At 72.0% G+C, this 21746-nt stretch carries 19 protein-coding genes and 1 pseudogene; 7 read left to right on the forward strand and 13 right to left on the reverse strand.

The annotated features are described in order from the left end of the window. Positions 1 to 243: 243 nt before the first annotated feature. The 4 genes and pseudogenes from OO014_RS13520 to OO014_RS13535 all read right to left on the reverse strand — a co-directional run bounded on the left by OO014_RS13520 (position 244) and on the right by OO014_RS13535 (position 4301). On the reverse strand, positions 244 to 708 hold the full coding sequence (locus OO014_RS13520; RefSeq protein ID WP_272462848.1) for a hemerythrin domain-containing protein: 465 nt from the start codon (positions 706 to 708) through the stop codon (positions 244 to 246). 75 nt (positions 709 to 783) lie between these two features. After that, the gene (locus OO014_RS13525; protein WP_272462849.1) at positions 784 to 1254 is read right to left on the reverse strand and encodes an SRPBCC family protein; all 471 of its coding nucleotides are present in this window, start codon (positions 1252 to 1254) and stop codon (positions 784 to 786) included. Between the two features lie 47 nt (positions 1255 to 1301). Next, positions 1302 to 2855: pseudogene (locus tag OO014_RS13530) on the reverse strand (phytoene desaturase family protein); the annotation flags it as partial. Positions 2856 to 3263: 408 nt separating this feature from the next. Further along, on the reverse strand, positions 3264 to 4301 hold the full coding sequence (locus tag OO014_RS13535) for a DNA topoisomerase IB (protein WP_272462850.1): 1038 nt from the start codon (positions 4299 to 4301) through the stop codon (positions 3264 to 3266). Positions 4302 to 4397: 96 nt separating this feature from the next. On the opposite strand from OO014_RS13535, the gene OO014_RS13540 reads away from it, so the two are divergent. Next, the gene (locus tag OO014_RS13540) at positions 4398 to 4967 is read left to right on the forward strand and encodes a hemerythrin domain-containing protein (protein ID WP_272462851.1); all 570 of its coding nucleotides are present in this window, start codon (positions 4398 to 4400) and stop codon (positions 4965 to 4967) included. Positions 4968 to 5120: 153 nt separating this feature from the next. After that, positions 5121 to 8357: an ATP-binding protein gene (locus OO014_RS13545; RefSeq protein ID WP_272462852.1), complete on the forward strand. Its 3237-nt coding sequence runs from the start codon at positions 5121 to 5123 to the stop codon at positions 8355 to 8357. A gap of 83 nt (positions 8358 to 8440) precedes the next feature. Here the strand turns inward: OO014_RS13545 and OO014_RS13550 are convergent, their stop codons facing one another. The 3 genes from OO014_RS13550 to OO014_RS13560 form a co-directional block, all read right to left on the reverse strand. After that, entirely contained in the window at positions 8441 to 9130 is a 690-nt protein-coding gene (locus OO014_RS13550) for a DUF6766 family protein (protein ID WP_272462853.1), read from the reverse strand. A gap of 81 nt (positions 9131 to 9211) precedes the next feature. Then, complete coding sequence (locus tag OO014_RS13555) at positions 9212 to 9634, reverse strand: hypothetical protein (protein WP_272462854.1); 423 nt, start codon at positions 9632 to 9634, stop codon at positions 9212 to 9214. Next, the gene (locus OO014_RS13560; RefSeq protein WP_272462855.1) at positions 9634 to 9888 is read right to left on the reverse strand and encodes a hypothetical protein; all 255 of its coding nucleotides are present in this window, start codon (positions 9886 to 9888) and stop codon (positions 9634 to 9636) included. Before OO014_RS13560 ends, OO014_RS13555 begins: the two co-directional genes overlap by 1 nt. 123 nt (positions 9889 to 10011) lie before the next feature. On the opposite strand from OO014_RS13560, the gene OO014_RS13565 reads away from it, so the two are divergent. Further along, the gene (locus OO014_RS13565; protein WP_272462856.1) at positions 10012 to 10545 is read left to right on the forward strand and encodes a DUF2510 domain-containing protein; all 534 of its coding nucleotides are present in this window, start codon (positions 10012 to 10014) and stop codon (positions 10543 to 10545) included. Between the two features lie 36 nt (positions 10546 to 10581). On the opposite strand, the gene OO014_RS13570 is transcribed toward OO014_RS13565, so the two are convergent. The 6 genes from OO014_RS13570 to OO014_RS13595 all read right to left on the reverse strand — a co-directional run bounded on the left by OO014_RS13570 (position 10582) and on the right by OO014_RS13595 (position 17226). After that, entirely contained in the window at positions 10582 to 11853 is a 1272-nt protein-coding gene (locus OO014_RS13570) for an aspartate kinase (protein ID WP_272462857.1), read from the reverse strand. Positions 11854 to 11967: 114 nt separating this feature from the next. Next, on the reverse strand, positions 11968 to 12558 hold the full coding sequence (locus OO014_RS13575; RefSeq protein WP_272462858.1) for a DUF5063 domain-containing protein: 591 nt from the start codon (positions 12556 to 12558) through the stop codon (positions 11968 to 11970). An 83-nt stretch (positions 12559 to 12641) separates the two neighbouring features. Next, positions 12642 to 13241 carry a recombination mediator RecR gene (gene recR, locus OO014_RS13580; RefSeq protein ID WP_272462859.1) on the reverse strand — a complete coding sequence of 200 codons (600 nt, stop codon included), beginning with the start codon at positions 13239 to 13241 and terminating at the stop codon, positions 12642 to 12644. A gap of 66 nt (positions 13242 to 13307) precedes the next feature. Further along, positions 13308 to 13982, reverse strand: coding sequence for a lysophospholipid acyltransferase family protein (locus OO014_RS13585; RefSeq protein ID WP_272462860.1), 675 nt, complete (start codon positions 13980 to 13982; stop codon positions 13308 to 13310). A gap of 48 nt (positions 13983 to 14030) precedes the next feature. Beyond that, entirely contained in the window at positions 14031 to 14786 is a 756-nt protein-coding gene (locus tag OO014_RS13590) for a class I SAM-dependent methyltransferase (RefSeq protein WP_272462861.1), read from the reverse strand. A 91-nt stretch (positions 14787 to 14877) separates the two neighbouring features. Beyond that, positions 14878 to 17226, reverse strand: coding sequence for a DNA polymerase III subunit gamma and tau (locus tag OO014_RS13595; RefSeq protein ID WP_272462862.1), 2349 nt, complete (start codon positions 17224 to 17226; stop codon positions 14878 to 14880). A 215-nt stretch (positions 17227 to 17441) separates the two neighbouring features. Here OO014_RS13595 and OO014_RS13600 point away from each other — a divergent pair, with 215 nt between their 5' ends. The 4 genes from OO014_RS13600 to OO014_RS13615 all read left to right on the forward strand — a co-directional run bounded on the left by OO014_RS13600 (position 17442) and on the right by OO014_RS13615 (position 21720). After that, positions 17442 to 17909, forward strand: coding sequence for a DUF3817 domain-containing protein (locus OO014_RS13600; protein ID WP_272462863.1), 468 nt, complete (start codon positions 17442 to 17444; stop codon positions 17907 to 17909). A gap of 57 nt (positions 17910 to 17966) precedes the next feature. After that, positions 17967 to 18623, forward strand: a complete 657-nt coding sequence (locus tag OO014_RS13605; protein WP_272462864.1) for an ABC transporter ATP-binding protein — start codon at positions 17967 to 17969, stop codon at positions 18621 to 18623. Positions 18624 to 18634: 11 nt separating this feature from the next. Beyond that, positions 18635 to 20002 carry a hypothetical protein gene (locus tag OO014_RS13610; protein WP_272462865.1) on the forward strand — a complete coding sequence of 456 codons (1368 nt, stop codon included), beginning with the start codon at positions 18635 to 18637 and terminating at the stop codon, positions 20000 to 20002. Positions 20003 to 20064: 62 nt separating this feature from the next. After that, positions 20065 to 21720, forward strand: coding sequence for a RecQ family ATP-dependent DNA helicase (locus OO014_RS13615; RefSeq protein ID WP_272462866.1), 1656 nt, complete (start codon positions 20065 to 20067; stop codon positions 21718 to 21720). Positions 21721 to 21746 lie beyond the last annotated feature (26 nt).

The raw sequence follows: 21746 nt of genomic DNA on the forward strand, positions 1-21746 counted from the left end.
TGGACGGCGGGGCCACTCGAGTGAGCGGTGGGCGCGGACTCCACCTCGAGTGGCCCGGGTCTCCACAGCCGTATGCCGCTGAGCCGGCTCCCGACGCCCGCGCGGGCTGTGGACGGCGGGGCCACTCGAGTGAGCGGTGGGCGCGGACCGAGCCCAGCGGCATACGACTTGGCGTGGGTTCTGGCGGGCAGCCGAACGCCCCGGTCGTCGGACCGAGGCGTCGGGGGGAGATTGCGCGAGAAGTCAGGCGCCGGCGGAGCCCCCTCGGAGGGACTGCAGCTCCTCCTCCTTGGCCGCGGTGAACTGCTCACCGAGCTCGCTCAGCTGCTGGTTGCTGGCGGCCTCGCTGAAGGACGGGAGGATCTGCTCCTCCTCTTCCTCGACGTGGTGGCGCACCTCGCCGATCATGGCGGCGATGAGGCCGTCCACGCCGGGAGCCTCGGGGTCGGACGCGAGGAGCTGCTCGAGCGTGGCCTCGACGTGGTGGTGCTCCTCCAGGCCGTCCTCCACGTCGGACGACTCGTCCGGCACGATCTGCTTGATGGCCGGGTAGACCACCTTCTCCTCCGCCTTGGAGTGCGGCACGAGGAGCTCCTGGACCTGACGCAGCAGGTCGGGGATCTCCTGCGGTTCCGCCTTCTCGAGCTTCTTGAAGACGGATTCGAGCTTCTGGTGGTCTTCCTTGATCAGGGTGATGACACCGGACATGCGTGGGTTCCCTTCCGTGGTTCGACTCGAGCTGCTGGCAGGACTGGTGGGCTCACGCGGTGTGCGCGGCCCGCCTCACGACTCCTCTACCCGCTTTGCGGCTCGCGGCTCGGCCGCCTTGCGCTCGGCAAGGAAGGCGAGCCGCCGGAGCGCCTCGACATTGCGGGCATCGAGCATGGGGTCGCGAACGAGGCGCGGGATCAAGGTCGCCGGCCCGTTGGTGGCGTCCTCGGTCATGACGACGCGGGTCCCGCCCTCCTCGGCGATGCACTCGAGGCGGACCTTCCCCTCGCCCGTGGGCCAGGCGCGGACCTTGAGCTCGATCGCGTAGGGACGGTCGAGCGTGAGCACCGACGTCGAGTCGTCGATGAGGACCGGCCAGAGGCCGACCGAGTGGTGGATCCGGCTGCCGGGCTGCGGCCACGTGTCGTCGACCTCGCGGATCCGGGCAGCCCCGACGACCCATGACGCGAAGCTCCACCCGTCGGCGAGGATCTCGAAGACGTCCTCCGGGGCGCAGTTCATGAATCGGGTCGTGCGGCTCATGACGCTCCCTTACCCATCCGGACCGCGCCGAGCACCGACCGGGCTGCTCAGCCCACGCTGATCCTGGCTCGGCGGGTCACGCGCTGGAGTCGGTCGTGAGCGAGCGCCGCTCGGGCGGCGTTCGAACCGCAGGCACCGTGAACACCGCCGCCGGGGTGGGCGGAGGCGGACGCGAGATACAGCCCCTGGATGGGCGTCTCCGATCGGCCCAGACCGGGGACCGGCCGCCAGAAGAGCTGCTGGTGCATGGCGGCGGTTCCGCCGTTGACGGCTCCACCGACGAGGTTGGCGTTGCGCCGCTCCAGCTCGGCGGGCCCGAGCACGCGCCGGTCGAGGACTCGCTCCCGGAATCCGGGGGCATACTCCTCGATCCGCGACTCGACCTGGTCGGCCACGCGCTCGGCCCGGTCCTCGTCGACCGCCTCCGGGTGTGGCTGGTCGGGCACCGAAACGCGTTGGGGGACGTGCAGATAGGCCCAGAGAGACTCACCACCCTCCGGCGCCCGGGTCGGATCCGTCGCCGCCATCTGGCCGAGGATCACCAGGCCCCGCTCGGGGACGCGGCCCGCTGCGATCTGGGCACCGGCGATGGCGAGGTCGGCGACGCTGTCAGCCAGGTGCACCGTGCCCGGCATGGCCTCGGGTGCAGCGGCCCAGGGGATCCGCCCGTTGAGGGCCCAGTCGACCTTGACCGTGCCCGCGTCCCACTCGAAGGACCCCATGCGTCTGCGCAGGCGATCCGGCAGCTCGGACCACGGGACGAGACCGCCGAACAGAGCTGGGGCGCTGACGTCCGCGAGGACGGCCCTGGTGGCGCCGATGGGCTCGCCGTCCCGGAGTCGCACTCCGACGGCCCGCCCCGAGCGAATCATGACCTCCTCGACGTGGGCTCCCGTGCGGATCTCTCCGCCGAGGGACTCGAACCGGGAGACCAGGGCGGCCGTGAGCCGTCCGGCACCGCCGCGCGGGACCGGGAAGCCGTGCGTCTGACCGAGCATGGCCAGGAGCAGCCCCATGAGCCCGGAGCCGGGGGCGTCCATGGCGATGTCGGCGTGCGCGGCGTTGCCGGCGAGCAGCAGCTTGGGCCCCTCGCCGCCGAACCACTCGTCACCGAGCCGGCGCACCGGGAGGAGAAGGTCGCGCGCGAGGGCCAGTCCCCCGAGGCTCGGCACCTTGGCGCCGAGGCGGACTCCCGCCCGGACAGGCGGGAAGGGCGTGAGGAGGGCGTTGACGAGGTCCTCACCGACCCGGTCCCAGAGGGAGCAGGCCCTGAGCCAGGCCTCGCCGTCACCAGGATGCAGCCGGTCCAGGGCCGCCGCCGTGTCCTCCGCCTGCGGATGCACGACGGCCCAGCGACCACCGGCGAGGGGATGCCCCACCGACGCCTCCGCCTTGACCCACTCGAGCCCGAAGCGCTCGAGACCGAGGCTCTGGATCGTCGGCGACGCCGCGGCGAGCGGGTAGAACGAGCTGAAGGTGTCGTGGACCCAACCGGGGCGGACGGATTCGTCACTCTTGACGGCCCCGCCCGGAACGTCCTGCGCCTCGAGCACAAGGACCGTCCATCCCGCGTCAGCGAGGAGGTTGGCGGCGACGAGGCCATTGGGGCCACTCGAGTTGGGGGGTGGGTGGACGCCGCGCCTGCGTCGTCATCCCGTGACCAGGCGCAGGGCACCCGGACTGGACGGATCCGGGACGGGCTCGGGGCCGGGGTTGGGCGGCGCAGGGGGTGGAGCCGGCGTCGGATACGGCTCCGGGAAGGGCTGCGGCCCGGGAGTGGGGTCCGGCCCCGGGAACGGCCCTGGCGGGGGAGGTCCCGGCGTCGGGGGCGTCGGGGGCGTCGGTCCCGGCACGGGCGGCTCAGCCGGTGGCACGGGCCGTTCCGGGGGTTCGGGGATCGTCTCCAGGAGCGGCAAGCGAGTCGCCGGGTCGAGCCGCAGTGACGCGGGGGTCAGGTCGGTGTGCGTGCTCATGAGCGGCGCCTACCCGGCCGACCACCGCGCTAACCCTCAGGAGAGCAACCGGACGAGCGCGCGCTCGAGCGCAGCGCGGCCGGTGACCTCCGCGAGGTCACCCCGGCGCAACCGCCTGCGATCTGCGGCAGACGCGCGAGCGAGCGCCCGAGCGATGGTGCGCCCAGCGGCATACTCATCAACGACCCGGCTGTCGACGTAGGACCGGCGGGCTACCGCGGGGGTGTTGCCGAGGTGCTCCGACACGACCGTCATCACGTCGCGCTCCACCTTCTTCCGGGCGCGCTCGGACGCAGGCGGGCCGCCGTCGGCGCGCTCGGCGAACGCTGCCGCCGCGAGCAGCGTCCCCGCCCAGGTGCGCAGGTCCTTGACGGTGTAGTCCTCGCCGACGAGCTCCTTGAAGTCCTTGTTGATCTCTGTGGAGGTCAGCTCGCACCACTCCCCTGCGTCCGTCCGATACTGCAGGAGACGCTCGCTCGGGCCGCGACTGCGCTTCAGCGTCGTCACCGCCTTGGCCAGGAGCGCGTCGCGGACCTCCGCCTCGCGCTCGACGCCGGACTTCGCGGGGAAGCAGAACGAGACCACGTCGCCCCGCACGCTGACGTGGTCCTTGCGCAGGGTGGCGACACCGTGGCTGCCGTTCTCGTTCTCGTACTCCTCGCCGCCCGTCCGGAAGAGGCCCGCGTCGAGCAGCCGCAGGGCCACGGCCCCGACTCGCTCGCGCCCCAGACCGGACCGGCGCAACCGGCGGGCGATCTCGGCGCGAGCCTCCGGCAGGCGCCGGGCCAGGGTCAGCACCCGCTCGTGCTTGGCCCGGTCGCGCGTCTCGTGCCACGCGGGGTGATAGAGGTACTGGCGCCGACCCGCGGCATCCGTCCCCACGGCCTGGATGTGGCCGTTCGGCCACGGACAGACCCAGACGTCCTGCCACGCGGGCGGGATGACGAGGGAGGCGACCCGGTCCTTGGTGTCAGCATCCACCGGGCGTCCGTCGGCGTCCACGACGGCGAAGCCCTTGCCGCGACGCACCCGCCGCAGACCCGGCTGCGCCGGGTCGCTCCTCCTGAGCCGCATCCTCGCCCTCCTCCACCCTCGACCCGTGCAGGTGCACGATTACCCATTCACGCGCTGGGTACTTCCCACCTGTCCTCACTCAATCCCGAGGAGAGCATGTCGTCGCCACATTCCCTGCTCCGCGTGCTGCAGCGTCAGCACGCTCACATCGCCGACCTCGTGGCCAGGGTCACGGAATCCTCGGGAGCCGAGCGTGAGAGAGCGGTCGCCGACCTGCTGCAGTACGTCGCCCTCCACGAGTCCGCCGAACAGTCCTTCATGCACCCCGTCGCGATGAGCTCGGTCGGCGACGTGGCGGCGGTCCAGGGACGGGTGGCCGAGGAGCGCGAGATCGAGGCGGTCATCACGCACCTCGAGGGCCTGGACGCCGATTCGATGGACTTCCTGATCTACTTCGCCCTGCTCGAGGAGGCGCTGGCCGGGCACACGCGTGCGGAGGAGGAGGTCGAGGCGCCGGTGATCCGGGACGCGATCTCCGACCACGAGCTCGACCAGATGGCCCGTGGGTTGGAGCTCGTCGACGCCTGGATGGACCCTGCCAACCGGTCCATCGGCGGCTCGGTGGCTCGCCTCCCGTTGCATCCGGGTGAGCGAGACGGCGTGCGTTTCGATGAGCTTCACCGCCGGAGCCTCGAAGCGTTCGAGGCTGTGCTCCGGATTCGTTGACAGGATTTGCATGAGACACTGGGGCTTGTCACGGGCCTCGGTCCATGTGACTGTTAGCAGACAGGCGGACCCGGTGGAGAACACGCTGATACGTCGCCCGCACAAAGGCAGACATTCATGACAGCACCACCTCGTTTGCCGGGTGCCCAGGACTTGAGTCCTGAGCATCCGGGAGAGCTTGGCGCGCGCTTCGCAGCGCACGACTGGTCTCTCACGCCCCTCGGCCCGATCTCGGAGTGGCCCGCAGCGCTGCGCACCAGCGTCAGCATCTGCCTCACTTCGCGCTTCCCCATCCTCATCTGGTGGGGCGCCGACTACGTGATGATCTACAACGACGGCTACCGCCCGATGCTCGGCCAGATGAAGCACCCGATGGCGCTCGGCAGTCCCGGCAAGGACGTCTGGCCGGAGATCTGGGACACGATCGGGCCGATGCTCGACAGTGTCATGGACACCGGACGTGCGACGTGGTCGCGCGACCAGAAGCTCATCGTCGACCGCAACGGCTACCTCGAGGAGGCGTACTTCACCTTCTCCTACAGCCCGATCACCGTGGACGACGGTCGCGTCGGTGGGGTCTTCACCGCCGTCACGGAGACGACCGACCACGTGCTGAGCGAGCGCCGGCTCGGCACCCTCGGTGTGCTGTCCCGTCGCCTGGGCGAGGCCACTGACGCGGACCACGTGCGCCGGCTCGCGACGGCCGTGCTCGGTTCGAACCCCCAGGACCACCCCCTGGTGGCCATGGTCGACGCCACGGCACTGCCCGACGACCCCCGCGACCTCGACGTGCCCGAGGAGCTGCGGGCCGACGTGCTCGCCGCCGCGACCCAGGCGGCGACCCTGCAGCACCAGGTCCACCATGGCCTGCCCGTCCCCGTCGCCCTGCCCGACAGCGGCCTGTCCGTCGCCGGTCTGCACGCGATGCCGATCACCTTGCCGGGCGACGACGAGCTGTCCGAGGTGCTCGTCGTCGGCCGTTCGTCGCAGCGACGGTGGGACCCGGCCCTGGCGACCTACGTGGCCCTCTGCATCACGCACCTGGGCACGGCGCTCAGCGCCATCCGGATGCTCGACACGCAACGCCAGCGCGCCGAGACCCTCGAGGCCCTCGACGGGGCCAAGAGCGCCTTCTTCACCAACGTCAGCCACGAGCTGCGCACCCCGCTCACGCTCATCGCCGGTCCGGTCACCGAGTCGCTCGCGGACCCGGGTCTCAGCCCGGAGCACCGGGAGCGGCTCGAGCTCGTCGACCGCAACGCCGCGCGGCTCACCCGGATGGTCGACGCGATGCTCGACTTCGGCCGGATGGCGGCCAGCAAGATCCAGCCCGTGCCCCAGCCGCTCGACGTGGTGGTGCAGACCCGGGCGATGGCGGACTCCTTCGCCCAGGCCTTCGACCGCGCCGGCCTCGACTTCGCCGTCGAGTGCGACGAGACGGAGCAGACCGCCTTCGTCGACCGGGACATGTACGAGCGGATCGTGCTCAACCTGCTGAGCAACGCTCTGAAGTACACCCCGTCGGGCGCGGTCCGGCTCCGCCTCGAATGCGGCGACGAGGGCTTCGTGGTGGCCGTCACCGACACCGGCATCGGGATCCGTCGGCGCGACCTGCCCCGCGTCTTCGAGCGCTTCGAGCAGCTTCCCCGTCGCGGCAGGGCCCGCTTCGAGGGCGGCGCCGGGATCGGCCTCGCGATGGTCAAGCAGCTGACCGAGCTCATGGGCGGCTCCGTCGACGTCGAGTCGGCCCTCGGCCGCGGGTCCACCTTCACGATCCGCCTCCCTTGGGGCAGCCCCGTCGAGCCGTCGGAGCAGCCCGCCGGGCGCTCCATCACCCCCCGCAACGCCGTCTCCTTCCTCGCCGAGGCAGAGGGGTGGTCCGAGCCGTATGCCGCTGAGCCGGCTCCCAGCGCCGCCGGGACTGCCGCTGTGGTCGGGTCCCACGCGCAGCCGGTGGCGGGCGCTTCCACCGACCGGCCGCGGCTCCTCGTCGCCGAGGACAACCCCGACATGCGCACGTACCTGCGCGGCGCGCTCGAGACGGACTACGACCTCGAGATCGTCCGTGACGGCACGACCGCGCTTCAGCGGGCCGTCGCATCCCGGCCAGACATCGTGCTGACCGACGCGATGATGCCCGGGCTCGACGGCTTCTCCCTGACCAGGGCGATCCGGATGAACGCGACGCTCCGCGACGTGCCGGTCATCATCCTCTCGGCCCGGGCCGCGGAGAGCGACACGGCCGAGGGGCTCACCTCGGGCGCCGACGACTATGTCTCCAAGCCGTTCTCGGTCGGTGAGCTGAAGGCGCGTCTGGCCAGCAACCTCGAGCGATCGCGCGCCCGGCTGCGTGACGCCGCCTGGCGTCGGGCCGTGATGGAGTCGTTCCAGGACGCGCTGCTCATCACCGACGCCGAGGGCGATGTCGTCGAGGTCAACGACGCCTTCACGCAGCTGCTCGGCTACGCCGCGGCCGACGGCCCCTTCCCCGTGCCCCACCCGTGGTGGCCGGCGGCCGAGCCCCTGCTCGGGGAGGCCCGCGCTGACGGTGGTGAGGCGCCGCTGACGGACCGTGAGAACGTCGAGGACCTGCTCGGGCAGGCGTTGCGCGGTGCGACGATCACCGGCCGTGAGTGCCGCTTGGTCACCAAGGACCACCGTGACGTCTGGGTGCGACTCAGCACCCGGGAGGTCGAGAGCATCGGCGACCAGCCCAACTACGTCGTCATGACCCTTCAGGACGTGACCCGCGAGCACGCTGCCCGGGAGCGCCGGCAGGCCGCAGCAGAGCTCTCTGCTGAGTTCGGAAGTGCCGAGGACCTCGAGCAGGTGCTGGAGTCGGCGGTCACCGGCTTCGCCGAGCTGTTCGACGGCGACTCGACGGTCCGCGCCCTCGCTGGTCCGGAGGAGCACGTCTTCACCACGGCCGGGCCGGTGCGGCGCGACGACCTGGACGAGACGCTCTGGGATGTGCTGACCGCGGCCGAGCCGGAGGTGCCGGCGCCCAACGAACGCGTCACCGGCCTGCTCATCAGCCCGCAGAACCACCCCTCGTCGGAGTGCCGGGTCTGGGTGCAGTTCCGCCGCCCGCGGCGTGTCGCCACCGACGAGCGCATCGTCGGTGACCTGCTCGGTCAGGCCTTCGCCCTCGCGGTGGACCGGGTCGTCGCGGCCACGGCGTTCGCGGACCGCGAGTCGCACCTCTCCCGCGCGATCGAGAGCCACCGGTTGATCGGACAGGCGATCGGGATCCTCATCGAGCGGCACCGCGTCACGCCGGCGCAGGCCTTCACGATGCTGAAGAAGGCGTCCCAGGACCGCAACATCAAGCTGCGCGAGATCGCCTCGCGCGTCATCGAGACAGGCGCCGAGCCCGACCAGGCGGACTGAGCAGGGACGTCCCGGACGGCTGAGTGACCGGCACCTGCCGAGCACTCAGCCGTTTCGCGTCCTGCCAGGCATCGGCTCCGAGGTCAGGCGTCCGCGGACGTCTCCTCGTGCGGCATGCCGACGGGCTTCGACTCGGGGGATCCCCGCTCGCGCAGGTAGATGGAGAAGATCGCCATGCTGGCGATGGCGAGCATCTCTGACTGCCAGTTCTGGAAGGTGCGGCTCCAGTAGTCCGGTGCGCCGATGTACTGCGCCAGGGTGAGGGGCTCGAGCAGGTCCCGCATCCGTTCCTCGTTGTGCGCGACCCTCCCGGCCAGGGCCTGAGCCGTCCACGAGAGCAGGAAGATCGTCGTCATGGTGATGAGCAGCGAGTGCGAGTAGACGGTCGTCCGCCAGCCGCCGGCGCGAGCCCACGGCGGAGAGTCCTCGCGGACGGAGCGCCCGAGCAGCTGCTTCTTGTCGGTCTCGCGGCCCTCCTCGCCCGGCTTCTTGGACTCCGAGGAGCCGCGCTGGACGAGCCAGATGGTGAGGAAGATGAAGACCGCGAACTGGAGGTACTCGGACTGCCAGTTCTCGGCCGTGTCGACGGCAAAGCGCGCAGAGGTGACATACCGCCAGATCGAGATCTCCTGCAGACCGGCGGTGCGCGCCTGGTCGTTGTACTCAGCGACACCCGAGAAGGCCTGCCCGACCAGGCTGAGCAGGAGCAGGAGCAAGAAGGCCAAGGACAGCGCGTTGTCCTTGATGAAGCCACGCCGTCGTTGACCGGTCATCGCTGCGACAGTCCCATCGCGATCTGGAAGGCCAGCCCGACGCCGATGAAGACCAGCAGGACCCAGAACATCACGCGCACGTCAGTTCCCTTCCACCGCACAGTCATACGGCTCTGCCAGGTCCTCGGAGTAGCGGGTGCAGCCGGCCGCGAGGACCTTCCACCCGTCGTCGAAGAGCGACAGGAAGATGGTCTGCCCGGACGTCGTCACCTTGGCCGTGTGGCCCGCGATCGCGGGCTCGCCCTCCGCTCCACCCGCGGAGACGGCCGGCAGATCAGCGGCCTGCAGGCCGTCGGGGCAGCTCCCCTCCCCCTCCTCGGTCACCTTCTCGAGGGTCGGAGGCGCCAGGAGATCGCACGCGGCGGCTGCGTCGTCCGGAGCCAGCTGGGCGAACCGTTCGGCCGTGGCCGCGGCGGACGCCGCCTCGGGCGACCCGCAGCCCGCGAGGGTTGCGGAGGCGACGGCCACGGCGACGACCACGGCCGTGCGCGTCGACGCGCTCATCAGTCGGAGGGCTCGGCTGGCGGAGGCGTGGCCTCGTTCGCCGCGGGCTCCGTCGGCGCCTCGGTCCCCGCCTCTCCCGCCGTCGACGTCGAGCCGGAAGCGGCGTCGCCGCCCTGCTTCTCGGGCTGGGCGGTCGAGGTGAAGGTGAGGTCCGGCACCACGATCTCCTCCTGACCGGGGGGCGCCGGCGGGTCGGGCGTCACCGGCGGGAAGACACGACCGTCTGGGAGCAGCCTCGGTTCGTCAGGAGTCATGCTGTTCTCCTACCCACCCCGCTCCCCGGTCACTCCGTGTCGCATCGGTGGGCGGCACGGCCCGGCTGCGCCTACCCTCGAAGGAGCCGCTCGAGCGGTGTCCCTCCACGATCAGGAGTCGTCATGGCGGAGCAGCCGCAGCCACCCGCGGGGTGGTACCCGGTCGGTGACAGCGAGCGGTACTGGGACGGTCGGGCGTGGTCCGATCAGGTCCGAGCCCCGGCCGCCTCCTCGGCCGTGCCGCCCGCGGAGATGGACGTGCACGGCTTCCCGCACCACTCTGGCGCCCCTCCAGCGCCCTCCCCCTCGCCCTCGGCCTGGCCGGCACCGCAGCCGCACCTGCGACAGGTGGACCCGTGGGCGTCGACGATCGCCCAGGGACCGTGGATCCACACCGGCCCAGGGCCGCACAGCCTGGTGGCTCCGAAGAACCCAGCGCTGTCACTGCTCGCGTCGTTCTTCGTGCCCGGCCTCGGCTCGATGATCAACGGCAACACGGCCCGTGGGCTCGGCATCCTCGTCGGCTACTGCATCAGCTGGCTGCTGATCATCGTCTTCGTCGGGATCTTCGGGGTCATGGGCTTCTGGATCTGGGGCATGGTCGACGCCTACCAGGGCGCCCGGACCTGGAACGCGCGGCACGGCATCATCAGCTAGCCCGGGAGCCCGGACCGCCGCCGACCCGCGGTCGGGTCAGCGACCCGTGCCGCCGTAGACGATCGCGTCCTCCGTCGAGTCGAGACCGAAGGCGGTGTGGACGGCCCGCACGGCCTCGTCGAGCTGGTCGGCCCGGGTCACGGCGGACACCCGGATCTCCGAGGTGGAGATCATCTCGATGTTGATGCCGGCCTCGGCGAGCGCGCCGAAGAACTTCGCGGAGACTCCGGGGTGGGACTTCATCCCGGCGCCGACGAGGGCGATCTTGCCGATGGCGTCGTCGAAGCGCAGGTCGGTGTACTCGACGTCGTTCTTGATCGCCTGGAGCACCGAGAGCGCCTTCGGGCCGTCGCCCTTGGGCAGGGTGAAGGAGATGTCCGTCTTGGCCGTCTCGGCGGCGGAGACGTTCTGAACGATCATGTCGATGTTGATCCCGGCCTCGGCGACGGCGCCGAAGATCTTTGCTGCGATCCCGACGCGGTCAGGCACCCCGACGATGGTGATCTTGCCCTCGCTGCGGTCGTGGGCGATGCCGGCGATGATCGGAGCTTCCACAGCGCCTTCTCCTTCGTAGGGGTTGTCCTTGATCCACGTGCCCTGGCGCTGGGACCAGGACGAGCGGACGTGGATGGGGATGCCGTAGCGGCGGGCGTACTCGACGCAGCGCAGGTGCAGGATCTTGGAGCCGTTGGCGGCGAGGTCGAGCATCTCCTCCATGGAGAGGACGTCCAGCTTGCGGGCGCTCGGGAGGATGCGGGGGTCCGCGGTGAAGACCCCGTCGACATCGGTGTAGATCTCGCAGACGTCCGCCTCGAGGGCTGCAGCGAGCGCGACGGCGGTGGTGTCCGAGCCACCCCGTCCGAGCGTCGTGATGTCCTTGGTCGTCTGGCTCACGCCCTGGAAGCCGGCGACGATCGCGATGTGCCCAGCATCGAGCGCGCTCTGGATGCGGCCCGGGGTGACGTCGATGATGCGGGCGGCGCCGTGCGCATCATCGGTGATCACGCCGGCCTGGCTGCCGGTGAAGGATCGGGCCTCCTCGCCGAGCTGGGCGATCGCCATGGCGACGAGGGCCATGGAGATCCGCTCGCCAGAGGTGAGCAGCATGTCGAGCTCTCGAGCGGGAGGGTCGGCCGAGACCTGCTCGGCGAGGTCGAGCAGCTCGTCGGTCGAGTCGCCCATGGCGGAGACGACCACGCAGACCTGATGGCCCTGCTTCTTCGTCTCGACGATGCGGCGAGCGACCCGCTTGATCGACTCGGCGTCGGCGACGGACGAACCGCCGTACTTCTGGACGACGATGCTCACTGTTGCTCCCGTGATCCTGGAGTTCGGACTCCGCAGTCTATTGGGGCTGGTCCCACGTCCCACGTCGGCGTCAGGAATCTGAGACACCTGCGGCCCGGGGACCCGACGGAGAGGTCAGGGGTGGAGGGCGTCGAACTCCGCCTCGGCGACTCGCTCCTCGTCGGCGTCGAGGCGCAGGTGGGCCAGGATCGCGTGCAGGGCCCGCATCGACGCGAGGGCCCGGTCGCCCCAGGAGGAGAGGTAGCTGAACTGCCACCACCACAGCGCCTCGACCTTGCGACCGGTCGCGTAGTGCCGGAGCCCGTGGGTCAGGGCCAGCGCGATGTCGGCGAGGTCGTTGGTGATCGACCCGTCGACCCGCTCGGGTGATGTCACGGGGTCGACGACGTAGACGTAGTCGTCGATGCCGGTGAGCAGGTTGGCGAGCCCGTCGCGCAGCGGGTCGGGGTCGTCGTCGGGTCCGGGGTCGGCCTCGTAGCGCTCCTCGAGCACCACGTCCTGGATCGCGCCGAGGCGCGCTCCGGCGACGAGGACCTGCGACAGCGCGAGGGTCAGCAGCGGGATCGCCGTGTCGGGCGAGTTGCCGGACGCCACCTCGGTGACGGCGGTGAGGAAGGCGCTGGCCTCCTGGGCGGTGAGGTCAGCCAGGTCGCTCAGCTCGGCAGCCGCCGCGGGTGCGTCGTGAGTGATGTCGTCGGTGGTCATGTCGGGCCCCCTGGGGTGGATGACGTGTCGTATGCCGCTGAGCTCGCTCTCGCTCGGCGGCTCCAGTCTGCCGGGTGGTCGGCTCAGGCGTCGACCCGCCTCCGGCCCTCGAACGCCCGGCCGAGGGTCACCTCGTCGGCGTACTCGAGGTCTCCGCCGACGGGTAGGCCGGAGGCCAGCCGGGTCACGGTGACACCGACGTCCCGGAGCAGTCGGGACAGGTAGGTGGCCGTCGCCTCGCCCTCGAGGTTGGGGTCCGTGGCGATGATGACCTCCTGCACCTCCCCGGAGGCGAGGCGCTGCATCAGCTCACGGACCCGCAGGTCGTCGGGGCCGACGCCGTCGATGGGGCTGATCGCCCCGCCGAGCACGTGGTAGGTGCCGCGGAACTCGCGGGTGCGCTCGATCGCCACGACGTCCTTGGGCTCCTCGACGACGCAGATCGAGGTGTGGTCCCGCCGCGAGTCCGCACAGATGCGGCAGCGCTCGGCCTGGGCGACGTTGCCGCACTGATCGCAGAACCGCACCTTTGCCTTGACCTCGGTGAGGGCGGTGACGAGACGCGTGACGTCCTCGGCGTCGGCCTGGAGCAGGTGGAAGGCGATGCGCTGCGCGCTCTTGGGGCCCACGCCGGGGAGTCGGCCGAGCTCGTCGATCAGGTCCTGGACCGCGCCTTCGTACACCCCTGCAGCCTAAGCCCCAACGCCGACAGCTCCGGTGCACGCGGCCCGCCTGCGGGCGAGCCGCGTTCAGTCCTCGGCTGCCCCGGCGGGGACCTCGTTGTAGGCGTCGACCCGCTCCTGGCCGGTGAGGCCGGCGATGGCGTCCATGACGTCGTCGGTCAGCTGGCGCCGCGCGCGCCCGGCGGGCATGCCCTGGTAGGCCTCGACACCGATCGGCGTCCCGAACCGGACCGTCACCTTGGCGAGCTTGGGGACGCTGGCGCCGACCGGCTGGATGTGCTGCGTGCCGATCAGACCGACCGGAACGACCGGGACCTGCGCGTTGAGGGCGAGCCAGGCCACGCCGGTGCGTCCCCGATAGAGCCGGCCGTCCCTCGAGCGGGTGCCCTCCGGGTAGATGCCGAAGGCGTCGCCGGCCCGCAGCACCTCGAGGCCCTTGTCGAGACTCTCCTGCGCCGCCGTCGCCGAGTGCCGGTTGACGGGGACCATCCCGATCGCCGTGAAGAACCCCTTCTGGAGGAGGCCCTTGGCGCCGGCACCGGTCCAGTACTCCTCCTTCGCGAGGAACCGGACCCTGCGCGGCGACACCAACGGGATGGCGATGGAGTCGATGAAGGACAGGTGGTTGCTGGCGAGGATGACGCCACCCTGCCGGGGCACGTTCTCCTTGCCCTCGATGGTCGGGCGATAGAGCACGTGGCTGAGTGGCACGAGCACCCCTCGACCGAGGCTGTAGAGCATGGCGCTCACTCTAGGGGTCCGCCGGCACTGGTGCCGATCTCGCCCATTTCAGACCAGGCCGCTCGCGGCCCAGGCGGTGGCCTCGAGGTCGAACGGTGCGGGTGGCAGCAGCTGCCGGCACCGCTCGCGAAGCTCGTCCCGTCCGGGCTCCCCGAGCGCCGCGACGTACTCACCGGCGGGCCCGACGCCGTGCGTATAGGGCTCCCACCACGCCTCGAAGCTCGGGTGCCGGACGCGGACGACGAGCTCGGCCGAGCGGATCGCGAGCAGGTCCGCCCCCTCCAGGAGGCGTTCCAGGTCTCCGCTGCGGGCCCCGGGCAGCTCGTCCTCGGTCCGGGCTGCGGGGTCGAGGTCGGTGACGGCGCGCCAGAAGGTCGACAAGGGGGCCCGCCCCCCGACGAAGTCCCACACGCAGGCGGAGACCGAGCCCCCGGGACGAGTCACCCTGGCCATCTCGGAGAGGCCCGCGGCTGGGTCGCGCATGAAGTGGACGACCAGCTGGGCCAACGAGTGGTCGAAGAAGGCGTCGGGGAAGGGCAGGTGCTCCGCGGTGCCGGACTGGACGTCGAGGCCGGGCAGGCGCGCTCGCAGCGCGGTGAGGAAGGGCGTGGACGGGTCGACGGCGGACACTGCTGCGGGCCCGAGCCGGTCGACGAGCCGGGCCGCGACGGCGCCCGGTCCGCTGCCGACGTCGAGTGCCCGCTGGCCGGGCTGCACGCCCACCCAGTCGACGAACTGCTCCGCGAGCGGCTCGGAGTAGCGGCCCATGAAGCGGCCGTAGACGTCGGCCGCGACGTCGAACATGACCTGACGCTACGCGCCGAGCGGAGCCGTGCGCCGGGGTTCGTCGACACCCGTCCCATCCGTCACGAAATCTGACGGGACCGGTCGGCCGTCAGTCGTCGATCTCGGAGATGACCCGCCCGCCGAGCACCTTCTCGATCACGGCGCGACCGACGTCGCCGGACAGCTCGATGTCCTCGTCGTCGTCACTGACCGCCGCGTCGTCCGTCACCGGGACGGGTGGCGTCGCAGTGTCCCCCGGCGCCTGCACGCCGCCACGGCGCGCGGCGCCGAGCGACTCTCGCACTGCGGTCGCACCGGACCGGGCCCCGGCGGTCGGTCCCGTCGTGACGGCCGGCCTGGCCGCTGGGGCGGGCTGAGCCGGCGGCGACACGGCGGGGCCCGTCGCCCAGTCGGGTGCGGGCGCCGTGACACTGCCCCACCCCGCGTTGGTCTCGAGGGAGCGGCCGCCGCCCGACCCGCCTGGCGCTGCAGGCACCGAGGCGGCCTGCATCGCAGGCTCGGGCGGCTCGAAGCCGCCCTCCTGAGGCCGAGGCGGTCCGGCCTGCGGTGGGGCGGGCGGAGCTGAGCCACCGTGAGTCGGTCGACCAGGGTCCGGCGCACCGGCAGCACCGGCAGCGGGCGGCTGCGGCCCGGACGGCTGCGGCCCGGACGGCCCGGTCCGCTCCGGCGGACCGTCACTCGGCCGTTCCGGCTCGCTCGGGGCCGGTGCCGGTGAAGCCGCACTGCCCACATCGGCCGCGTGCACCCCGTCGACGACGGCGTCGACGCCGAGCTCGTCGATCAGCGCCTGGCGGACGATCTCGGCGTGGTTGCCGGACCGGAAGGTGTTGGTCAGCCCGGCCGTCGCGATGCCCAGGGTGAGGGTCTTGCCGTCGTAGGCCATCACCTGCGCGTGCTGGGAGACGAAGGTCCACGTGATGCGGCGGCGGGAGAAGATCCGGCCGAGGACCTCGGGCCAGGCCCGCCGGATCGCATCGGTGTCCATCCCGCCCGACGGCGCGGCCGTTGCAGGTGGTGTCGGTGCCGCTGCCGCTGGCGCTGGCGCTGGCGCTGGCGGAACGACGGGAGCCGGCGGGGGCACGGCCGCACCACCAGCCGGAGGTGCGCTGGCGGCCGCGGGGGGCGAGACCTCGCGGGTCGGCTCAGGGGCGACGGACCCCGCCGGCGCCGGCGTCGCGACGGGAGCCTGCGCCGCTGGGACGGGGGGTGCCTGCGGGGGCGAGCTCAGCGGCATACGGCCTGATGGGCGGTCCACGGAGGGAGCCGGGCTCGGGACGCCGCCCACCTCGAGACGACGCTCCAGCCGGTCGAGGCGGGCGCCGTAGCCGCCCTCGCCCGACGAGGCCGGGAGCAGCACCCGCGCACAGATCAGCTCGAGCTGCATGCGGGGCGCGGTCGCACCGGTCATCTCGGTCAACCCCGCGTTGACGATGTCGGCCGCGCGGGACAGCGCGCCGGGACCGAACGCCGCCTGCTGGACCCGCATCCGCTCGAGCTGGTCCTCCGGGACGCCGCGCAGCACCTGCCCCGCCTCGGGCACGGCGGCGACGATGATGAGGTCGCGCAGCCGCTCGAGCAGGTCCTCGATGAAGCGCCGCGGGTCGAGGCCGGACTCGATGACGCGGTCGATCTGCCGGAACGTCGCCGCCCCGTCACCTGCCGCCAGCGCGTCGACGGTCGCGTCGAGCAGCTCCCCGTCGGTGAACCCGAGCAGCGAGACCGCGCTCTCGTAGGTGAGGCCCTCGGGCCCGGACCCGGCGATGAGCTGGTCGAGCACGGAGAGCGAGTCACGCACCGACCCGCCGCCGGCTCGGGTCACGAAGCTGAGCACCCCGGGCGCCACCGACACGTGCTCCTGCTCGAGCAGGCTCTCCATGTAGGCGGTCAGCTTGGCCGGCGGGACGAGCCGGAACGGGTAGTGGTGGGTGCGCGAGCGGATCGTGCCGATGACCTTCTCGGGCTCGGTCGTCGCGAAGACGAACTTCACGTGCTCGGGCGGCTCCTCGACGATCTTGAGCAGGGCGTTGAAGCCCTGCGTCGTGACCATGTGGGCCTCGTCGATGATGTAGATCTTGTAGCGGCTCTGCGCGGGGCCGTAGGAGGCGCGTTCGCGCAGGTCACGGGCGTCGTCGACGCCTCCGTGGCTCGCCGCGTCGATCTCGATGACGTCGACGCTCCCGGGCCCGCCGCGGGCGAGGGCGACGCACGACTGGCAGGTGCCACAGGGGGTCGGGGTGGGCCCCTGCTCGCAGTTGAGGCAGCGGGCGAGGATCCGGGCGCTCGTCGTCTTGCCGCAGCCGCGTGGCCCGCTGAACAGGTAGGCGTGACCGGTCCGGCCCGTGCGCAGCGCCTGCATCAGCGGCTCCGTGACGTGCTCCTGCCCGATGACCTCGGCGAAGCTCTCCGGCCGGTAGCGGCGGTACAGGGCAGTGGCCATGCAGGAACCCTAACCGTCCCCACCGACCATGTCGTATGCCGCTGAGCTAGCTTGTGGACGCCCGCTCGCTCCCAGCCCTCCCGCCCTCCACCCCCCTCCGCAACACGCCCGGCGCCGCACAGGTCACCGCGTGGCAGCACTGGTGATTTGCGAGGCGCCGGGCGTGTTGCGGAGTATGGGGCCAGCCGTCCGCTACGACACCTGGTAGGAGACCCATGACGCCCCGCACGCTGTACCGCCGCATCGCCCTCACCGAGGTGGTGACGTGGGCCCTGCTGCTCGTGGGGATGTTCCTCAAGTACGTGACGGGCACGACCGACCTCGGAGTGCGGGTCTTCGGGCTGGTCCACGGTGTCGTCTTCATCGCCTTCGCGCTCGTCACGGTCCTGCTCTGGGTCAACCAGCGGTGGACCTTCCGCGAGCTCGTCCTCGGCCTGCTGCTGGCCGTCCCGCCGTTCCTCACGGTGTGGTGGGAGCGCCGGCTCGAGCGGGCCGGCCGGCTCGACGGCGACTGGCGGCTGGCCCACGACTCCGACGGTGACGCCCCCGCCACCGCGGCGGAGCGGCTCGTCGCGGCACTGGTCGCCAGGCCGGCCGTGGCCGTCGCCGTGGGGCTGGCGGCGGTCGTCGCGCTCGCGGGGGTCGCCCTCGTGGTCGGGCCGCCCGTCGGCAGCGCGGGCTGACGAGCTGCAGATCCGTAGAGTGGCGACGGTCCGGGCCGGCGCCGTCGAGGGGGTCAGATGAGCAGGACTGCCGAACTCACCGGCGAGGTGCGAGCAGTCGGGGTGAGCAAGTCGATCGACACGACCACGCTCCTCAGGCCGGTCGACGTCGCGGCGGATCCCGGCCAGTGCGTCGTCCTGCGCGGCCCGAACGGCTCGGGCAAGACCACCCTGCTGCGGATCATCGGCGGGCTCCTCGAGCCAACCACCGGGACCGCGTCGGTCGGGGGCCGGCCTGCGGACGAGCGTGACCCGGCCATCCGTGCCTGCGTGGCGGCCCTCATCGGCACGCCGACCACCTACCGCGACCTCACCCTGATCGACCACCTCGTGCTCGTGGACTCCACCTGGGGCCACGACCCCGCGACGTCCGACGAGCGGGGTCAGGCGCTCCTCGGCTCCCTCGGGATCGGCGATCTCGACGACCGGTTCCCGCACGAGCTGTCGTCGGGTCAGGAGCAGCTCTTCCGGCTGGCCCTCACCCTGACCCGGCCGTCGTCGGTGCTCCTGCTCGACGAGCCGGAGCAGCGGCTCGACACGACGAAGCGCCAGGTGGTCGCCGGTCTGCTCCGGAAGCAGGTCGACCAAGGAGCCACCCTGGTGATGGCCTGCCACGACCCGGACCTGACCGCGGCCCTGGCCCCGAGCATCGTCGACCTCGCTCCAGCCCGGTGATGGGACCGCGGATGATCGACGTCGACGACCGGCACCGGCTCGGCCAGGCCGACTGGATCGTCGGGGGCGAGGCCGCACGTGCAGCCCGCAAGCAAGGGGTCTATGCCGGCTACGTCCTCGCCCTCTTCGCGGCGATCTATGGGTTCCCGCTCGTGCAGGCCCTCTTCCAGACCACCGACCGGTCCTGGCTGCGCGACCAGCTCGCCTCCCCAGTCGGCGTGGCCGCCCTCGTCGCATCGAGCTGCACCCTCCTCGCCGCCGCCGTGTGGGCCGGCCGGTTCCGGGGACCGGTGGCGCCTCCCCTGCCGTGGATCGACCTCGTGGTGACGACCCCCATCGACCGGGCCCTCACCGTGCGGCGGTGGTGGCGCTTCGCCCTCGCGGGGGCTGTCTTCGTCGGCGCGGTCGTCGGTCTCGTGCTGGGCAGCGGTCTGGCGTTTGCGCAGGTCACCGGGGTCCTCGCCATCGCGGGCGGGACCCTGACAGGGATGCTGCTGGGGCTCGCGGCAGTCCGGCTCTGGCTGTGGGGGCAGGTGCGGTCCTGGCCCGGGTCGAGCCGGGGTTGGGCCGTCCTGTGGCGGCTGCCGGACGCACTGCGCGCCCTACACGCAGAGTCCCTCCGGGCCCACTCGGCCAACACGTCCACCCTCGCCGGCTCCGCGCTGACGGGCAACCTGCGCACAGCGCGCCTCGCCTTCGCCCGGCCGGTCCGCAGGGCACGCGCGGCCCGTCTGCGGCCCGGGCGGCCCTTCGGCGTCCTGGTTCGCCGCGACCTGCTCGGGCTGCGACGCCAGCCGGCCACCCTGGCGGCGGGCGCCGGCCTGGCGGCACTCGGCGGCTCGGTGCTCATCTGGGGGCTCACCCAGCCTGCGGCGCCGCCGGTGGCGCTCGGCCTCGGCATGTTTCCGCTCTATCTCGGCTTCGGCGCCTGGGCCGAGGGCCTCCGCCTCCAGTCCGACAACATCGGCACGCCGTCGCTCATCGGAGTCGCAGCAGTGCCGGAGGCGCTCGCGCACCTGGTGATCCCGGCCGGCCTGGCGACCGGCCTCCTGGGGGCCGCAGCAGCCGTCGCGGTCGCAACGGGCGGCACCGGGACGGCCGGCGTTGCCGTCGCCGCGGTGCTCACCGTGGTGCTCCTCAGCGGCGGTCACCTCCTGGCCGCCTTCCGCGGTTCACCACCGCCCACCTCCGGCCCCCAGGGGATGGTGCTCTGGTACATCCGGCCGGGCACCATCGTCGTGCTCCTCGGAGCCACGATGACGTACTTCCTGCGCGCCGGTCAGGTGGGCGGGGTCGTCGTGACGGTCCTGGCCACCGCCCTCGTCCTGGCCTGGGGTCTGGCAAGGGTGCGACGCCTCACGCACCTGCACCGGAACTAGGCGCCGGGCGGGCGCCCACGGCCCGCGGTCACTCGGCCCATCCCACGGGGTATGGCGATGGCATGACCTCCGCCCTAACCCGCGACCGCCGCCGGATTCACAGCACGGCCCGGCGCGTCTTCGGCCATGACAGCCTCCTGCCGGGACAGGAGGAGACGACCCTTGCGCTGCTGCACGGCCACGACGTCCTGCTGGTGTCACCGACGGGGTCCGGCAAGTCGCTCACCTACCAGCTCGCGGGCCTCCTCCTCGGCGGCTGCACGGTCGTGGTCTCCCCCCTCCTGGCCCTCCAGCAGGACCAGATCGACGGACTGGAGGCTGCGGCGCCCGACATCAGGGCCGCCCGGCTCAGCTCTGCAGAGAGCGAGTCCGAGCGCGCTGCGGTGCTGGAGCGGCTCGCCGAGGGCACGCTCGACTTCCTCTTCCTGTCCCCGGAGCAGCTGACCAACCCGTCCGTCAGGACGGCGCTGGCGGACGCAGGTCCGCGCCTCGTCGCCGTCGACGAGGCGCACTGCGTCTCGGCATGGGGGCATGACTTCAGGCCGGACTACTTCCGCCTCGGCGACCTCATCGCCGCCCTCGGGTCCCCGCGCGTGGTCGCGATGACGGCCACTGCGGCGCCTCCCGTGCGGCGCGACATCGTCGAGCGCCTCGCACTGGCCGACCACGAGACGATCGTGATGGGCTTCGAGCGGGACAACATCGCGCTCGAGGTGGCGCGGTGCGTGACGCCCGACGACCAGTGGGCGGCCGTGCTGGACACGGTGGACGAGGCTGCCGGGGGCGGAGGCTCGGGCATCGTCTACTGCCGCACCCGCAAGGACACCGAGCGCTACAGCGCGGCGCTCGCGGAGCGAGGCCACCGCCCCGTGACCTACCACGCAGGCCTGGGCCGACGTCGCCGCGACGACGCCCACCGAGCCTTCATGGACGGCACTGCGGACGTCATCGTCGCGACCTCGGCCTTCGGGATGGGCATCGACAAGCCGGACGTGCGCTTCGTCATCCACGCGGACGTCCCCGAGTCACCGGACACGTACTACCAGGAGGTCGGCCGCGCCGGCCGTGACGGCAAGCCGTCCCGGGCCCTGCTCGTCTACCGCCCGGAGAACCTGTCGCTCGGCCGCTTCTTCTCGACGCCGGTCCCCGCCCGCGCTGACGTCGCAGCGGTCCTCGCTGCGGTCGCGGCAGCCGAGGCGGCGGACGGGCCGGCAGCGGGCACCGACCCTCGCGTGGTGGCCGCGCACAGTCCCTTCGGCGTGCGCAAGACCGGCCGCCTGCTGGGCCTGCTCCGACTCGCTCGCGACGCCGGCCTCGATGCGGACGGCGTCAGCGTCGACACCCTGGTGGACGCCGTGGTGCAGCGCGCCGAGGGGCAACGCGCGCTGGACCGGTCCCGGGTCGACATGATGCGCAGCTACGCCGAGACCACCCGCTGTCGGGCCGACTTCCTGCTCGCCTACTTCGGGGAGGAGCACGAGGGCCGCTGTGGCCGCTGTGGCCACTGCGACAACTGCCACTCCGGCCTGGCGGAGGAGCGCCGCCCGGATGCCGACGTGACCTTCGAGATCGGCGACCAGGTCCGCCACCCGGAGTTCGGCGAAGGCACGGTGACGGATCTCCAGGACGATCGGGTCACGGTCCTCTTCGAGCAGGTCGGCTACCGGACGCTGGCGATGGCTCTCATCGATGACCAAGGACTCCTCGAGCCCGTCTGAGCGCCTCAGCCGCGCCGGCTCTAGAG

It is taken from the genome of Intrasporangium calvum, from assembly GCF_028446585.1.
GTDB lineage: Bacteria > Actinomycetota > Actinomycetes > Actinomycetales > Dermatophilaceae > Intrasporangium > Intrasporangium calvum_A.

Excerpts from the sequence above, each read along its gene's own strand:
- OO014_RS13590 (WP_272462861.1), bottom strand. The coding sequence starts at position 14,786 with ATGTTCGACGTCGCGGCCGACGTCTACGGCCGCTTCATGGGCCGCTAC.
- OO014_RS13595 (WP_272462862.1), bottom strand. The coding sequence starts at position 17,226 with ATGGCCACTGCCCTGTACCGCCGCTACCGGCCGGAGAGCTTCGCCGAG.
- OO014_RS13535 (WP_272462850.1), bottom strand. The coding sequence starts at position 4,301 with ATGCGGCTCAGGAGGAGCGACCCGGCGCAGCCGGGTCTGCGGCGGGTG.
- OO014_RS13575 (WP_272462858.1), bottom strand. The coding sequence starts at position 12,558 with ATGACCACCGACGACATCACTCACGACGCACCCGCGGCGGCTGCCGAG.
- OO014_RS13615 (WP_272462866.1), top strand. The coding sequence starts at position 20,065 with ATGACCTCCGCCCTAACCCGCGACCGCCGCCGGATTCACAGCACGGCC.
- OO014_RS13565 (WP_272462856.1), top strand. The coding sequence starts at position 10,012 with ATGGCGGAGCAGCCGCAGCCACCCGCGGGGTGGTACCCGGTCGGTGAC.
- OO014_RS13605 (WP_272462864.1), top strand. The coding sequence starts at position 17,967 with ATGAGCAGGACTGCCGAACTCACCGGCGAGGTGCGAGCAGTCGGGGTG.
- OO014_RS13540 (WP_272462851.1), top strand. The coding sequence starts at position 4,398 with ATGTCGTCGCCACATTCCCTGCTCCGCGTGCTGCAGCGTCAGCACGCT.
- OO014_RS13585 (WP_272462860.1), bottom strand. The coding sequence starts at position 13,982 with ATGCTCTACAGCCTCGGTCGAGGGGTGCTCGTGCCACTCAGCCACGTG.
- OO014_RS13610 (WP_272462865.1), top strand. The coding sequence starts at position 18,635 with ATGATCGACGTCGACGACCGGCACCGGCTCGGCCAGGCCGACTGGATC.
- OO014_RS13600 (WP_272462863.1), top strand. The coding sequence starts at position 17,442 with ATGACGCCCCGCACGCTGTACCGCCGCATCGCCCTCACCGAGGTGGTG.
- OO014_RS13520 (WP_272462848.1), bottom strand. The coding sequence starts at position 708 with ATGTCCGGTGTCATCACCCTGATCAAGGAAGACCACCAGAAGCTCGAA.
- OO014_RS13555 (WP_272462854.1), bottom strand. The coding sequence starts at position 9,634 with ATGAGCGCGTCGACGCGCACGGCCGTGGTCGTCGCCGTGGCCGTCGCC.
- OO014_RS13525 (WP_272462849.1), bottom strand. The coding sequence starts at position 1,254 with ATGAGCCGCACGACCCGATTCATGAACTGCGCCCCGGAGGACGTCTTC.
- OO014_RS13550 (WP_272462853.1), bottom strand. The coding sequence starts at position 9,130 with ATGACCGGTCAACGACGGCGTGGCTTCATCAAGGACAACGCGCTGTCC.
- OO014_RS13560 (WP_272462855.1), bottom strand. The coding sequence starts at position 9,888 with ATGACTCCTGACGAACCGAGGCTGCTCCCAGACGGTCGTGTCTTCCCG.